The following is a 12798-nucleotide window of genomic DNA, read 5'->3' as shown; positions in this document are numbered from 1 at the left end:
GGCGTCGGCTACCGGCCGATCGGGGCCGGATGCTCCTTGATGAGCACCTCGACGGGCGCGCGCGTCGCGGATTCATCGAACGCGGAATCGTCGACCGTGGAACGGGCGGAAGCGGGCTCGCGGATCGGAGTCTCGACGCGCATCTCGGTCACCTTCTTCCTTGGTGCTCTTGACCCTCGCGACCGCCTCAGGCGTGGGTCGCCCCGGTCGTCATCGGTCGCTCGGGATCGGATGCCAGGCCAATCCGGTGAAGAGGTTCCACCCCATGCCAGTGACGAGGACTCGTGACGCCGAACCGTCGGCCCTCATCACCACCAAGTGGCGGCCCGACGGTCCGAAATCGATGGCGGCGATCTGGTCGCCATCGGGCGACCACGTCGCGGCGATGTAGTGGCCCGACGTGAGAGGAGAAAGCGTCGAGGGCGACGCCGCCGGGGTGGAGCTGTCGGTGCTTATCGGGTAAAGGGCGGTCTCCTGGGGCAGCGTGAGCGGGTTCAGCTCCGTGGGGATGGTCGATGCTCGCCATGGACCGGCGACGACCAAGAGCCGGGAGCCGTCGGGAGACCAGGTCATGTGCCTGATGTGGCCGAACCCGGGGCCGACCAGTTCGCGTGTGGCGCCGGTGTCGAGGTCGACCAGGTATACGGATGGCTCGACGTGCACCCCGAACTGCTGGTCCACCGTGTAGGCGATCCTGGTCCCGTCGGGGGACCACGCATGGATCGGTATGAACCAGGATTGCAGACCTTCTGCCACAGGCGGGTCGAGTTCGACGATGCGGGATGGGCCACCTCTTTCGAGATCTCGGAGTGAGATCTGCTCGGCCGTGATGAGATCGAGGACGGTGGTGCCATCGGGGGCGAGCCAGGGCTCCCGCACGAACGTGCAGCAGCCGAGCTCGCTCCGGGCCTGCGTGATTCCGCCTTCGGCATTCATCACGTATCCCTTCCCGTCGCTGCCCTCGGTCGTCAGAGCCAGCCGCGTACCATCGGCCGACCAGCCCGCTACGACGGGTCCCTTGTCCCGGAGTTCATCCGGGACCGCCACCGAGGCGACCGAGGAAGGGTCGGCCGGGTCGATGGCCCGCAATTCGTCGCCCGCCACGTAGACGATCCGGCCGCGCAGCGGCTCGAAGACCCCGAGGGACGTCGCACCGGCCGGGGCGCCGAGCACCGCGCCTCGGTCGTCGGGCGTCGCCCCGCCGCCGAGCGAGGCCGTCACCGAGATCGCTGCGATGGCCACGGTCGAGGCAGCGACGGCGCCGATCACGAGGCGCCGTCGTCGGGCGCGGCTTCTCGCCTCTTTGATGAGCACCTCGACGAGCGGGCGCGTAGGGGCATCGTCGAGTACGGAATCGTCCAGCACGGACGGGGCGGAGACGGGTTCTCGAATCGGAGCGTCGACGACCATCGTGGTCACCTTCTTCTTATTCCGTAGTGCTATTATGACTAGCACCATGATCCCTGTCAAGGTCGATAGAGCCGAACCAACCGACCTCCACGAGCAGGTCGCAGCCGAGATCCGCCGAGCGATCGCCGACGGCGAGGCCGAGCCGGGTGAGCGGCTCCCACCGGCCAAAGACATCGCCGCCGTGCTCGAGGTCAACACGAACACCGTGCTGCGGGCCCTGCGGCAGCTGCGGCAGGAGGGCCTGCTCGAGTTCCGCCGCGGCCGCGGCATCTCGGTGGCGGGCACGCCGGGCAAGGGCGCCGTCGTCCAGAGGGCGCGAGAACTGGTCGAGTTCGCTCGTCACCACGGCTACCGCGTCGACGAACTCGTCGAGATCATCAACGAACTCGCCTGACCCGCTCGACCTCGCGTCAGCCGGCGAGTACCGCGGCGATGCGCGCCGGCACCTCGCCGTCCTGCAGCGACGTCGTGTCACCGAGCGCACGCCCCTCGGCGAGGTCGACCAGCAGGCGCCGCATGATCTTGCCCGAGCGGGTCTTCGGCAGTTCGGCGACGAACAGGATGTCGCGGGGCTTCGCGATCGGCCCGATCGCGGTCGTCACGTGGGCGCGCAGCGCCAGCGCGCGAGCGGTGGCCTCGGCCGAGGCGTCCGCTCGCCCTTCGACGCCGTCGCCGGTGACCACGAACGCGGCGATCGCCTCGCCCGTCGTGGCATCGGTCACGCCGACGACGCCGGCTTCGGCGACCCCGGGGTGGGCGACGAGCGCCGATTCGATCTCGATCGTCGAGAGCCGGTGGCCCGACACGTTGATGACATCGTCGACGCGTCCGAGCAGCCAGATGTCGCCGTCGGCGTCGACCTTCGCGCCGTCGCCCGAGAAGAAGTATCCGCGGTGCGCGAACCGCGCCCAGTACGAGTCGCGGTACCGCTCGGGGTCGCCCCACACGGTGCGGGCCATGCCGGGCCACGTGCCGTCGATCACGAGGTAGCCGCCCTCGCCGCGGCCGACGTCGTCGCCGTGCTGGTCGACGACGCGGGTCGTGAGGCCGGGCAGGGCACGCAGCGACGAGCCCGGCTTCAGCGTCGAGAGCCCGGGCAGCGGCGCCATGACCGCGGCGCCCGTCTCGGACTGCCACCAGGTGTCGACGATCGGTGAACGGCCGGCGCCGAGCTCGTTGCGGAACCACTCCCACGCGGCCGGGTTGATCGCCTCGCCGACCGACCCGAGCAAGCGGATCGTCGAGCGGTCGTACTCGGCCGGCACGCCGTCGGGGAACCAGCTCATGAACGAGCGGATGAGCGTCGGCGCCGTGTAGTACGTCGTCACCCCGTATCGCTCGATGACCTCGAAGTGCCGGCCGGGATGCGGCGTGTTCGGCGTGCCCTCGTAGATGACGCTCGTCACGCCGTTGATGAGCGGGCCGTAGAGCACGTACGTGTGCGCGGTCACCCACGCGAGGTCGGCGGTGCACCAGTACACGTCGGTGTCGGGTTTCGCGTCGAACACCGACCAGAAGGTGCTCGCGGCGTGCGCGAGGTAGCCCCCGGTCGTGTGCACGAGCCCCTTCGGCCGGCCGGTCGTGCCCGACGTGTAGATGATGAAGAGCGGCGTCTCGGCGTCGAAGAACTCGGCGTCGTGATGATCGGATGCCCCGCCGACGGCCTCGTGCCACCACACGTCGCGGCCCGGGGTCCAGGGGATGCCGGGCGTCTCGTCGCCGGTGCGGCGCACGACGAGCACATGCTCGACGTGGTCGAGCCCCGCCACGGCCTCGTCGGCCGCGGCCTTCACCGCGACCGCCGTGCCCCGGCGGAACTGACCGTCGCTCGTGATGAGCAGCTTCGCACCCGTGTCGGCCACACGGAACCGAAGCGCCTCGGCCGAGAACCCGCCGAAGACGAGCGAGTGGATCGCTCCGAGCCGCGCGATCGCGAGCGTCGCGACGACGGTCTCGAGCAGCACGGGCAGGTAGACGACGACCCGGTCGCCGCGACCGATGCCGAGGGCGGCGAGGGCGTTCGCGGCGCGCGCCACCTCGCGCTCGAGCTCGGCGTAGGTGAGCGAGCGGCGGTCGCCGCGTTCGCCCTCGAAGTGGAACGCCACACGCTCGCCGTGGCCGGCCGCGACGTGCCGGTCGACGCAGTTGACGGCGACGTTCAGCCGCCCGCCCGTGAACCACGTGGCCCGGGGGATCGTCGTGGCCGAAGCATCCGTCGGCTGCCACTCGTGCAGGGTGTGCCAGGGGTCGGCCCAATCGAGACGCTCGGACTCGAGCGCCCAGAACGCGAGCGGGTCGGCCTCGGCCGCGGCGACGAACGCGGCGTCGGCGTTGGCGGCGGCCGCGAAGGCGGGGTCGGGCGGGTAGGCGTGCGATTCGTGCGCGAGGGTCGTGATCGCGGGGCCGGTGCCGGAGGTCGTCGGCGGCGCGGCGTTCACGCCCATCGCTTGACGGCCCAGCGCTCGAAGAGCCCGACGAGCGAGTCGGTGAGCTTGCCGAGCAGTGCGAGCACGATGATCGCGAGGAAGATGCGGTCGATGCGCCCGTTGTTGCCCGAGTCGACCAGTAGGAACCCGAGACCCATCGAGCTCGCGATGAGCTCGGCGGCCACGAGGAAGAGCCAGGCCTGCGCCAGGGCGAGCCGCAGCGCCGAGATCACCGACGGCACGACCGCCGGCAGCTGCACCGCCGTGAACAGGGCGAACCCGCGCAGCCCGAACGCGCGGCCCGCCTCGAGCAGCTGACGGTCGACGTGCCGCAGCGCGGCGGCCACGATCGTGTAGACGGGGAAGAAGGCGCCGATCGCGATGAGGATGATCTTCGAGTCCTCGGCGATGCCGAACCAGAGGATGAGCAGCGGCACCCACGCGAGCGACGGCACCGCGCGCACCGCACCGAGTGTCGGCGAGAGCAGGATGTCGCCGAGCTTCGAGAGCCCCACGACGGCACCGAACGCGAGGCCGAGCGCCGCGCCGAACGCGAACCCGAGGAACACACGCTGGGTCGAGATCGCGATGTAGAGTCCGAGCAGGCCGCGCTCGGCGAGATCGACCGCGGCGAGCCAGACCATCTCGGGCGTCGGCAGCATCGACACCGGCACGAGCCCGCTCGTCGAGACGAGCTGCCAGGTGATGAGCAGCACGACCGGGATGAGCGCGCCGCCGACCACGCGGAACCAGCGGCGGTCGACGAGGCGGCGCCGGCCACCGGATGACGCAGGCGGGACTGATGCCTCGACGGGCTGCCGGCCGATGCCCGAGCCGGGCAGTCGTTCGGGCCGGTCGACACCCGACGGCCCGAGCGGGCCGGCCGCGGCGATGGCAAGGCCGTCGTGCGTCACGGGCGCGGCGAACTCACGGTCGACCGATGCCGTGTGGGGCGTCGTGGCCGTGCGCGGGGCATCCGATCGCTGCTGTGCATCCGCCTTGCTCATGGCTCCTGCTTCCTCTCTGCGCCGTTCCGGGGGTGCTTTCGCGCCACATCCTGCGGTGCATCGCGGGTGAACTGGCGCGAAGGCACCCCCGGAAGTGCGTCGGGTGCTACTCGAAGCGGGCCGCGTCGGCCTGCGTGGCGAAGGTGTCGTCGATGAGGCTCGCGAGCGCCTCGTCGACCTGCTGCTGGTTTGCGACATCGCCGAGCTCGACGAAGATCGGCCCGATCTTCTCGAGCACCGCGACCTGCGCGTCACCGGGGACGTGATCGACGTCGAGGTTGGTGCGCTCGTCGATGACCTTCGTCGCGATGGCGGCGTCGAGGCCGGCGACCTCGGCGAGGATCGCGGCGGTCTCCTCGGGGTTCTCGGTGGCCCACGCGCGAGCGGTCTCGTAGGCGTCGACGACGGCCTGCGCGACCTCGGGCTTCTCGGCGATGAACGACTCGGTCGCGTTCAGGAAGCCGTAGCTGTTGAAGTCGACGTTGCGGTAGAACAGCGTCGCACCGGCCTCTTCGGCGCCGGCCATGATCGGGTCGAGGCCCGACCACGCGTCGACCGACCCGTTCTGCAGGGCCGCCCAGCCGTCGGCGTGCTGCAGGTTCTGCACCGTGATGTCTTCGGGCGCGAGACCCTCGGCCTCGAGCGACTGCAGCAGGAAGAAGTAGGGGTCGGTGCCCTTCGTCACCGCGACCTGCTTGCCCTTCAGGTCGTCGACCGATGCGATCGCCGAGCCGTCGGGAGCCACGAGCGCCGCCCACTCGGGCTGCGAGTAAATGTCGATGACCTGGATCGGCGAGCCGTTCGAACGGGCGAGCAGCGCGGCCGAGCCGGCAGTCGAGCCGACATCGATCGCGCCGGCGCGCAGCGCCTCGTTGGCCTTGTTCGAGCCCGCCGACTGCACCCAGGTGACCTCGAGCCCGGCGTCTTCGAGCCAGCCCTGGTCTTTGATGACGAGGCTCAGCGGGTTGTAGGTCGCGAAATCGATGTTGAGCGTCTGGCCCTCGAGCGAGACGGCCTCACCCGACTCGGCGGGCGCGGGCTCGGCGGCCTGCCCCTCGCCGGCGACGCAGCCCGAGAGCAGCAACGCTGCGGCGGCGGCAGCCGCGACGAGCGCGGATCGGAGGAACGGGGTGCGGGACATGGAGACTCCTTCTGGGTGCGGTACGGCGCGGATGCTGTGTGGGCGCCGTCAGTACGGGTAGTGCGGGATGGTGGTCGTGGTGGGCACGCCGCGCGCGGCGCCGTGGCGATCGATGCCGAGCCCGTCGAGCAGGCGCCCGCGGAGTTCGGCCAGTTCGGCCGAGCCGCGATCGCGCGGGCGGGTGCCCGGCACCACGATGGTCTGCTGGATGCGCGCGCCCGGCCGATCTTCGTCGTTTCCGAGCAGGATGACCCGGTCGGCGAGTTGCAGCGCCTCATCGACGTCATGCGTGACGAGCAGCACGGTGGTGGGCTCCGCCGCGTGCACGTCGAGCAGCAGGTCCTGCATCTTCAGCCGGGTGAGGGCGTCGAGCGCGCCGAACGGTTCGTCGAGCAGCAGCACCGCAGGGTTGCGGGCGAGTGCACGGGCCAGGGACGCGCGCTGCGCCATGCCGCCCGAGACCTCGCGCGGCCGGTGCCCGGCGAAGTCGGCGAGCCCCACGAGTTCGAGCAGGCGGGAGACGTGCGTGCGGCCGGCGCCGCGCGCCGTACCCCGGGGCAGGCCGAGGGCGACGTTGCCGGCGATCGTGCGCCACGGCAGCAGTCGCGGCTCCTGGAACCCCACCGCCGAGCGGGCGTCGAAGGGCGCGACCACGGTGCCGTCGATCGCGACGACGCCGTCGGATGGCGTGTCGAGACCGCCCGCGATGCGCAGCAGGGTCGACTTGCCGCAGCCGCTCGGCCCGAGGATCGCGACGATCTCGCCGGCCGCAACCTCGAGGTCGATGTCGCGCAGCACCAGCCGCGCGGCGTCGCCCGTGCCGAAGGCGCGCCCGACCCCGTGAAACGAGATCGGCGCCGCCGTCACGACGTCACCTGCCGCGCGTGCGACCACCGGGTCGGTCGGCTCATTGCCTGCGGATGACGGGGTCACCAATGCTCCTCGCGGACGGGACTGGGGGATGTCCCGAAACTAACCGAGGGGCTCGGCAGCGGTAAGCGAGGATGACCCGCGACGTAACAGACGCGCCGGCGGGTCGCGGCGTTCGAGGGGCGGAGGCCGACCGAGGGGCGGAGACCGACCGAGGGTCAGACGTCCTTGAACATGTGCAGCGACGTCGTGAGGTACCCCAGGCTCTCGTAGAGCCTGATCGCCGGCACGTTGTAGGCGAACACGTTGAGCCCGAGCGACGCTGCCCCGTGCTCGCGGGCGATCCGCTCGGCCTCGAGCATCGTCGCGCGGCCGATACCGCGCCGCTGGAAGGCATCGTGCACGCGGATGTCCCAGACCCACCACGGGTCGCCATCACCGCCGTCACCGTCGGTGTCCTTCCAGGGGCCGATCCACAGCCAGCCCGCATCGTCGCCGTCGGCGAGCACGGTGAAGATGAGCTGGCCCGCGGCCGGCCGTCGGTCGGGGAAGAACCGGGCCTCGGACTCCTTGCGGGCCGCGACCGCCTGCTCGGGGGTGTCGCCCGCCGCGATGCGGGCCGTCTCGTATTCGGCCATCGACTCGACGAGCCAGCGCTCGAGTTGCTCATCGGTCTTCGGGGCGAGGGTGATCCAAGCGGGTTCCGCGGCCATGGCCCCATCGTGCCACGTGCCCTCGGAGCGTGCGCGAAGATGGAGGGATGACGAGAACGGTGCGTGGCGCGAGGGTGCTCATCACGGGTGCGGCCGGCGGCATGGGGCGCATGTACGCCGAACGGGCCGTGGCCGAGCGTGCGGCATCCGTCACGCTCTGGGATCGTGACTCGACCGCCCTCGCACGCACCGTCGACGCGCTGGGTGCGGTATCGCAGGGCCGCACCCGCATCTCGTCGTACGTCGTCGACGTCGGCGACCTCGGCGCCATCGCGAAGACCGCGCAGAAGGTGCGCAAAGACGTCGGAAACCCCGACGTGCTCATCAACAACGCCGGCATCGTGCGCGGCAACCGCTACTTCTGGGCGACCGACAACGGTGACGACACCCGACCCACGATGCAGGTCAACGCGCTCGCGCCGATGTACATCACACGCGAGTTCCTGCCCGGCATGATCGCGAACGCCTATCGCGAGGCACGCATCGTGAACATCGCCTCGGCGGCGGGCACCCTCGCCAACCCGCGCATGGCGGTGTACGCCGCGTCGAAGGCCGCGCTCATCGGGTGGAGCGACTCGTTGCGCCTCGAACTCGAGCAGGCCGACCACGGCAACGTGAAGGTCACGACCGTGACTCCGAGCTACATCTCCACGGGCATGTTCGCGGGTGCTCGCGGGCCCGTGCTCGCGCCGGTGCTCGAGCCCGAGTACGTCGTCGATCGGGTGTGGCGCGCCATGCTCGCGGGGCGCCCCCTCGTGCAGTTGCCGTGGAGCGTGGGGCTGTCCCGCGCGCTGCGCGGCCTGCTGCCGACGCGCGCGTTCGACCGCATCGTCGGCGACGGGTTCGGTGTCTACCGCACGATGGAGCGGTTCACCGGCCGCGGCTGACGCATCTCGACGATCGACCGACGTTCAGTCGTCGTCTCCGTCGCCGCCCTTGTCCTTCTTGCCGTCGTTGCGGTTGTCGCCGCTGTTGCCCGGGCCGCTGTTGTCACCGTCACCGTCGCCGTCGTTGTCGCCATCGGTCGGAGTCGGCGTCGGCGTCGGCGTCGGCGTGGGCGCCGCCGCGGCGTCGAGGTCGGCGCGAACGAGTTCGATCGCCGTTCGGATCTCAGCCTCGCGGGCGTCGTCGAGCTCTCCGGCGGCGGCCGCGGCATCGACCGCGCGCTCGAGCAGCAGCAGTTCGGCCATCGCGCCGGTGAAGTCCTCGACGCTCGCGCGCTGGGCGATCTGCACGACCGAGTCGCGCAGGCCTTCCGACGCCGAGGGCTGCGCCGACGCGCAGCCTCCGAGACCGAGGGCGAGCGCGCCCGCCATCGCCACCGCCGTCACGGTGGTTCGCAGTCGTGTCATGGAGTCACCGCCTCATCGAGTTGTTGCAGGTGCCCGCCGAGTTCGCTGAGCTCCGCGGGGAGTGTCGGCAGGGGTTCAGGAGCTGCGGGCTCGGGGTTCTGCGCGGCGATGAGCCCAGGCAGGAACAGCGCGCCCGCGATCGCAACGGCCGCGACGATGACGAGGGTCGCGACGAGCGGAGCCCGGCGCCGCTGACGCCGGCGCCTGGGCCGATCCGACTCGGGTTGCTTCGGGGGTGAGACGTCGCGGGCGGTCATGACCCGGGTCTGCGCGGTCGGAATCGGGTCGGCGTCGACCGCTGGTGTCGCGGGGGCCGAGGTGGGCGTCGCAAGCAGCCGGGTCGTCGCCGTTCCATCGTCTGGAGCGCCGACGGCGACCGTCGCGGCGTCGGCGATCGCGGGATCGTCGGGAACGGCGCCGACGCCGCCGCGCGAGCCGCTGTCGGCGATCGCGGCAGGTGCGGATGACCCGTGGCCGAGCTCTGCGGCCGCGACCGCGACCTCGAGCGCCGTCGGCCGGGCACCGGGGTCACGCGCGGTCATCGCGCGCAGCAGGTCGACCCACCGGCGCCCGAGCGCGTCGGGGACGTCGGGGTCGCGCACCAGTCGCGCGCTCGCCGCCTCACCGGCAGACCCCGGGAACGCCGGGCGGCCGGTACGGGCTTCGAGCAGCAGCAGCCCGAGGGCGTAGACGTCGGTCGCGCTGCCCGCGTCCTCGCCGCTCACCTGCTCGGGGCTGAGGAAACCGGGCGTTCCGATGAGCAGGCCCGTGCGAGTGATGCGCGCGTCGTCGATGAGTCGCGCGATGCCGAAGTCGGCGAGCTTCGCATTCCACGAGCGCGTGGGAAGGTGCGCCGGTTCGAGCAGCACGTTCGCCGGCTTCACGTCGCGGTGCACGATGCCGCGCGAGTGGATCACGTGCAGCGCCTCGCCGACGTCGGCCGCGAGCCCCGCGGCATCGGCGTCGCCCACCGGCCCCGATCGCAGGGTCTCGCGCAGGTCGTGCCCGTCGACGAGTTCCATGACGAGGTACTCGCGGCCGGTCGGGTCGTCGTGGGCGGCATCGTAGAGCCGCACGAGCGCACGGTGCTCGACGCTCGCGAGCAGCGCCACCTCCGAACGGCGGCGCGCGGCGTCGTCGATGCCCTCGGCCGCCTCGGCGAACACCTTCACGGCGACCGCACGCCCGAGCGCGGTGTCGGTGCCGCGGTACACCGATGCCATGCCGCCGCGGCCGATGAGCCCGTCGATGCGGTAGCGTCCACCGAACACGACGCCCGTGAAGGCGTCGACGGTCGTGGGCTCTGGAGTGGTCGTCACCCTTTCGAGGGTAACCGGACTCGATGAACGTCCGCCGAATCAGCCGAATCAGCCGAAGATCGCCGAATCAGCCGAAGATCATCGGCAGGTCGGCCTCGTCGTCGCCGAGTGCGAGGTCGACGAGCACGGGTACGTGATCGCTCGGAGCGTTGCCTTTGCGCTCGTTGCGGTGGATCGACGCGTCGGTCACTGCGTCGGCGAACGCCGCGGATCCGAGGATGAAGTCGATGCGCATGCCCTCGTTGCGCGGGAACCGCAGCTGCTTGTAGTCCCAGTAGGTGAACAGGCCCTCGGGCACCCGGGCGCGCGCGACGTCGGTGACCCCGGCCTGCTCGAGTGCGAAGAACGCCTCGCGTTCGGCGGGCGAGACGTGGGTCGTCTGCCCGACGATCACGGTCGGGTCGCCGTTGTCGACGTCGAACGGCGCGATGTTGAAATCGCCCATGAGCGTGAACGGCAGGTCGGGTCGGGCGGATGTCTCGGCTCGCGTGTACTCGGTGAGCGCGGCGAGCCAGTCGAGCTTGTAGGTGTAGTGCGGATCGCCGAGTGAGCGCCCGTTGGGCACGTAGAGGCTCCACAGCCGAACGCCGTTGACGGTCGCGCCCATCGCGCGCGCCTCTTTGGGCAGTTCGGGGCCCTCGTGCCCCTTCAGGAACCCCGGCATGCCCGGGAACGTCGTCTCGACGTCGGCGATGGGTGCCCGGCTCGCGATGGCCACGCCGTTCCACTGGTTGAGCCCGTGGATGGCGAGCTCGTAGCCTGCCGCTTCGAACGCCTCGGCGGGGAACTGCTCGGGCTTGCACTTGATCTCTTGCATGGCCAGCACGTCGACGTCTTCGCGCACCATCCAGTCGACGACGCGGTCGACTCGGGTGCGGATCGAGTTGACGTTCCAGGTGGCGATGCGCATGGACTCAAGCGTATGGCAGCCCTCCGACGGCAACGGGCGCCGCCCGACCTCCCGGTCGTGCGGCGCCCGTATTCGGTCAGCCGGAGTGCTCGATCAGCAGATCTTGAACGGCTTGCCGTTGAACGAAAGCTGCCCGAAGTACCCGAGCAGGTACGTCTCGTACACGCCGAGGTCGGTGATGTGCTGTGCGACGTTGGCCGGCGTGCAGGTCGGGGGCACGACATGCACCGGGCCGCCCACGAGGCCGGCGAGCGGTGCGCCGGCGAGCGCGTCGGGGAACTTCGTGCCGTTCACGAGGAAGGCGTACACCGAAGACCACCGCGTGGGATCCCACACGAACGAGTTGATCGCATAGGCGGTCTGGTAGCGATCGGCTCCTCCGAAGCGGCCGGTCGCCTCCACCGAGGGGAGCGCGGCGATCGACGCCCGCACTCCGTTCGTGACGACGCCGGTGCCGCCCGCGATGGCTACCTGCTGCGGGCCGAGGGCGTTGAGTGCCGCCTTCGACGCGGCATCGAGGCCCGATGCCTTGCCGGGCACGATCAGCACGGGGATGCGTTCGACAGCGCCGGCCGCGCTCGCGGCGAGGGCGTCGGGATAGTTCGCGCCCGTGGCCACCCACACCTGGGTCGAGGTGCCGAAGGCGTCGGCCACGATCTTGCGCGAGGTGTCGTAACGGTCGGCGCCCGCGACGCGTCGCACGGTCGGCGAATAGGCCTTGAGCTTCGTCTGCACGGCGCTCGAGACGGCGCCGATGCCGCCGGCGATGACGATCTCGACCGGGTTCAGGCGGTCGAGTTCGGCGGCGACGACGGCCGGGATCGCGGTCGGGGCGACGAGCAGCAGCGGGCCCTCGCAGTTGGCCGCGGCGGGTCCCGCGCTCAGCGCATCGGGGAAGTTCGCGCCCGACGCGACGTAGACGCAGGCGACGCCGGGGTCGAAGCTGGAGTGGGAGATCGCCGCCGAGGTGGCGTAGCGGTCGCTGCCTGCGATGTAACCGGTGAGCATCGGCTCGAGCGTCTCGTCGATTCCGGTGCGTGCCTCGCCGTCGGCGAGGACGACCGAGGTCGCCCAGCCCGTGAGCGGAGCGTCCTGCCAGAACTCGGCCATGAGGTTTGACCCCGCGTTGTCCCAGAACACCACCAGGTAGGTGCCCGCCGGAACACCGCTCACGGTGTAGGTGCCGTTGCTCGCGGTTTCTGCGCTGGCCACCAGGACGTACTTCTGTTCGGCTTCATTCCAGGCGATGACCTCGACGTGACCGGTGGCGAGCGGCCACACGGGCTTGGTCGTCATGTCGGTGTAGGTGACCTTGCCGGAGATCGTGCCGGTGGCCCCCGCGGATCGGGCGACGAAGCCGCCGTCACCCGTGTCCAGGCGCACGGGCGCGCTGTCCTCGCGCGGATCCGCACGGAACACGTCCATCGGGTCGTCGGTCGCATCGGCCGGTGCGCTCGACTCGTCGGAGGCGGCCGGCACGCGCAGCTGGGCCACGTCATCGTCGGCGGCGAATGCCGGGGTCGTGCCGGCGGCGAGCAGACCGCAGAGCGCGAGCGCAGCAGTCGCAGCGCGCCAGCGCACGCCGGAGGGGGTTCGGGTCATTGAATCGTCCTTCGTAGGGGTTCGGGCGCCGATTTCAGACGCACATAG

General features: G+C 70.9%; 13 protein-coding genes. 2 read left to right on the top strand and 11 right to left on the bottom strand.

What is annotated here, in order from left to right:
• Positions 1-8: 8 nt before the first annotated feature.
• Both LSF15_RS05390 and LSF15_RS05385 read right to left on the bottom strand, forming a co-directional pair.
• Entirely contained in the window at positions 9-152 is a 144-nt protein-coding gene (locus tag LSF15_RS05390; RefSeq protein WP_232497506.1) for a hypothetical protein, read from the bottom strand.
• 58 nt (positions 153-210) lie between these two features.
• Positions 211-1173, bottom strand: a complete 963-nt coding sequence (locus LSF15_RS05385) for a hypothetical protein (protein ID WP_232497505.1) — start codon at positions 1171-1173, stop codon at positions 211-213.
• A gap of 283 nt (positions 1174-1456) precedes the next feature.
• Here LSF15_RS05385 and LSF15_RS05380 point away from each other — a divergent pair, with 283 nt between their 5' ends.
• Complete coding sequence (locus tag LSF15_RS05380; protein ID WP_232497504.1) at positions 1457-1804, top strand: GntR family transcriptional regulator; 348 nt, start codon at positions 1457-1459, stop codon at positions 1802-1804.
• A 16-nt stretch (positions 1805-1820) separates the two neighbouring features.
• On the opposite strand, the gene acs is transcribed toward LSF15_RS05380, so the two are convergent.
• The 5 genes from acs to LSF15_RS05355 form a co-directional block, all read right to left on the bottom strand.
• The gene (acs, locus tag LSF15_RS05375) at positions 1821-3854 is read right to left on the bottom strand and encodes an acetate--CoA ligase (RefSeq protein ID WP_232497503.1); all 2034 of its coding nucleotides are present in this window, start codon (positions 3852-3854) and stop codon (positions 1821-1823) included.
• Entirely contained in the window at positions 3845-4843 is a 999-nt protein-coding gene (locus LSF15_RS05370; RefSeq protein WP_232497502.1) for an ABC transporter permease, read from the bottom strand. Before LSF15_RS05370 ends, acs begins: the two co-directional genes overlap by 10 nt.
• Before the next feature lie 106 nt (positions 4844-4949).
• Entirely contained in the window at positions 4950-5984 is a 1035-nt protein-coding gene (locus tag LSF15_RS05365; protein ID WP_232497501.1) for an aliphatic sulfonate ABC transporter substrate-binding protein, read from the bottom strand.
• Positions 5985-6032: 48 nt separating this feature from the next.
• Positions 6033-6878, bottom strand: coding sequence for an ABC transporter ATP-binding protein (locus LSF15_RS05360; protein ID WP_372459942.1), 846 nt, complete (start codon positions 6876-6878; stop codon positions 6033-6035).
• Between the two features lie 194 nt (positions 6879-7072).
• Positions 7073-7567 carry a GNAT family N-acetyltransferase gene (locus LSF15_RS05355; RefSeq protein ID WP_232497500.1) on the bottom strand — a complete coding sequence of 165 codons (495 nt, stop codon included), beginning with the start codon at positions 7565-7567 and terminating at the stop codon, positions 7073-7075.
• Between the two features lie 47 nt (positions 7568-7614).
• Here LSF15_RS05355 and LSF15_RS05350 point away from each other — a divergent pair, with 47 nt between their 5' ends.
• Positions 7615-8454, top strand: a complete 840-nt coding sequence (locus LSF15_RS05350) for an SDR family oxidoreductase (protein ID WP_232497499.1) — start codon at positions 7615-7617, stop codon at positions 8452-8454.
• A gap of 24 nt (positions 8455-8478) precedes the next feature.
• On the opposite strand, the gene LSF15_RS05345 is transcribed toward LSF15_RS05350, so the two are convergent.
• The 4 genes from LSF15_RS05345 to LSF15_RS05330 form a co-directional block, all read right to left on the bottom strand.
• Complete coding sequence (locus tag LSF15_RS05345) at positions 8479-8919, bottom strand: hypothetical protein (RefSeq protein WP_232497498.1); 441 nt, start codon at positions 8917-8919, stop codon at positions 8479-8481.
• Positions 8916-10238 (bottom strand): serine/threonine-protein kinase, encoded by a 1323-nt coding sequence (locus LSF15_RS05340; protein WP_232497497.1) that lies wholly within the window; start codon positions 10236-10238, stop codon positions 8916-8918. The genes LSF15_RS05345 and LSF15_RS05340 overlap by 4 nt, the downstream gene beginning before the upstream one ends.
• Positions 10239-10305: 67 nt before the next feature.
• Positions 10306-11148 (bottom strand): exodeoxyribonuclease III, encoded by an 843-nt coding sequence (locus LSF15_RS05335; protein ID WP_232497496.1) that lies wholly within the window; start codon positions 11146-11148, stop codon positions 10306-10308.
• Positions 11149-11241: 93 nt separating this feature from the next.
• Positions 11242-12750: a cell wall-binding repeat-containing protein gene (locus LSF15_RS05330; protein WP_232497495.1), complete on the bottom strand. Its 1509-nt coding sequence runs from the start codon at positions 12748-12750 to the stop codon at positions 11242-11244.
• Between the last annotated feature and the right edge of the window lie 48 nt (positions 12751-12798).

Origin of the sequence: Agromyces humatus (genome assembly GCF_021228295.1) — a bacterium.
Taxonomy (GTDB): domain Bacteria; phylum Actinomycetota; class Actinomycetes; order Actinomycetales; family Microbacteriaceae; genus Agromyces; species Agromyces humatus.
This window is presented reverse-complemented; position numbering and strand designations above follow the sequence as displayed.

What these genes read in the sequence shown, in the direction of transcription:
- LSF15_RS05365 (WP_232497501.1), bottom strand. Translation starts at nt 5,984, where the DNA reads ATGTCCCGCACCCCGTTCCTCCGATCCGCGCTCGTCGCGGCTGCCGCC.
- LSF15_RS05380 (WP_232497504.1), top strand. Translation starts at nt 1,457, where the DNA reads ATGATCCCTGTCAAGGTCGATAGAGCCGAACCAACCGACCTCCACGAG.
- LSF15_RS05350 (WP_232497499.1), top strand. Translation starts at nt 7,615, where the DNA reads ATGACGAGAACGGTGCGTGGCGCGAGGGTGCTCATCACGGGTGCGGCC.
- LSF15_RS05335 (WP_232497496.1), bottom strand. Translation starts at nt 11,148, where the DNA reads ATGCGCATCGCCACCTGGAACGTCAACTCGATCCGCACCCGAGTCGAC.
- LSF15_RS05355 (WP_232497500.1), bottom strand. Translation starts at nt 7,567, where the DNA reads ATGGCCGCGGAACCCGCTTGGATCACCCTCGCCCCGAAGACCGATGAG.
- LSF15_RS05370 (WP_232497502.1), bottom strand. Translation starts at nt 4,843, where the DNA reads ATGAGCAAGGCGGATGCACAGCAGCGATCGGATGCCCCGCGCACGGCC.
- acs (WP_232497503.1), bottom strand. Translation starts at nt 3,854, where the DNA reads ATGGGCGTGAACGCCGCGCCGCCGACGACCTCCGGCACCGGCCCCGCG.
- LSF15_RS05330 (WP_232497495.1), bottom strand. Translation starts at nt 12,750, where the DNA reads ATGACCCGAACCCCCTCCGGCGTGCGCTGGCGCGCTGCGACTGCTGCG.
- LSF15_RS05345 (WP_232497498.1), bottom strand. Translation starts at nt 8,919, where the DNA reads ATGACACGACTGCGAACCACCGTGACGGCGGTGGCGATGGCGGGCGCG.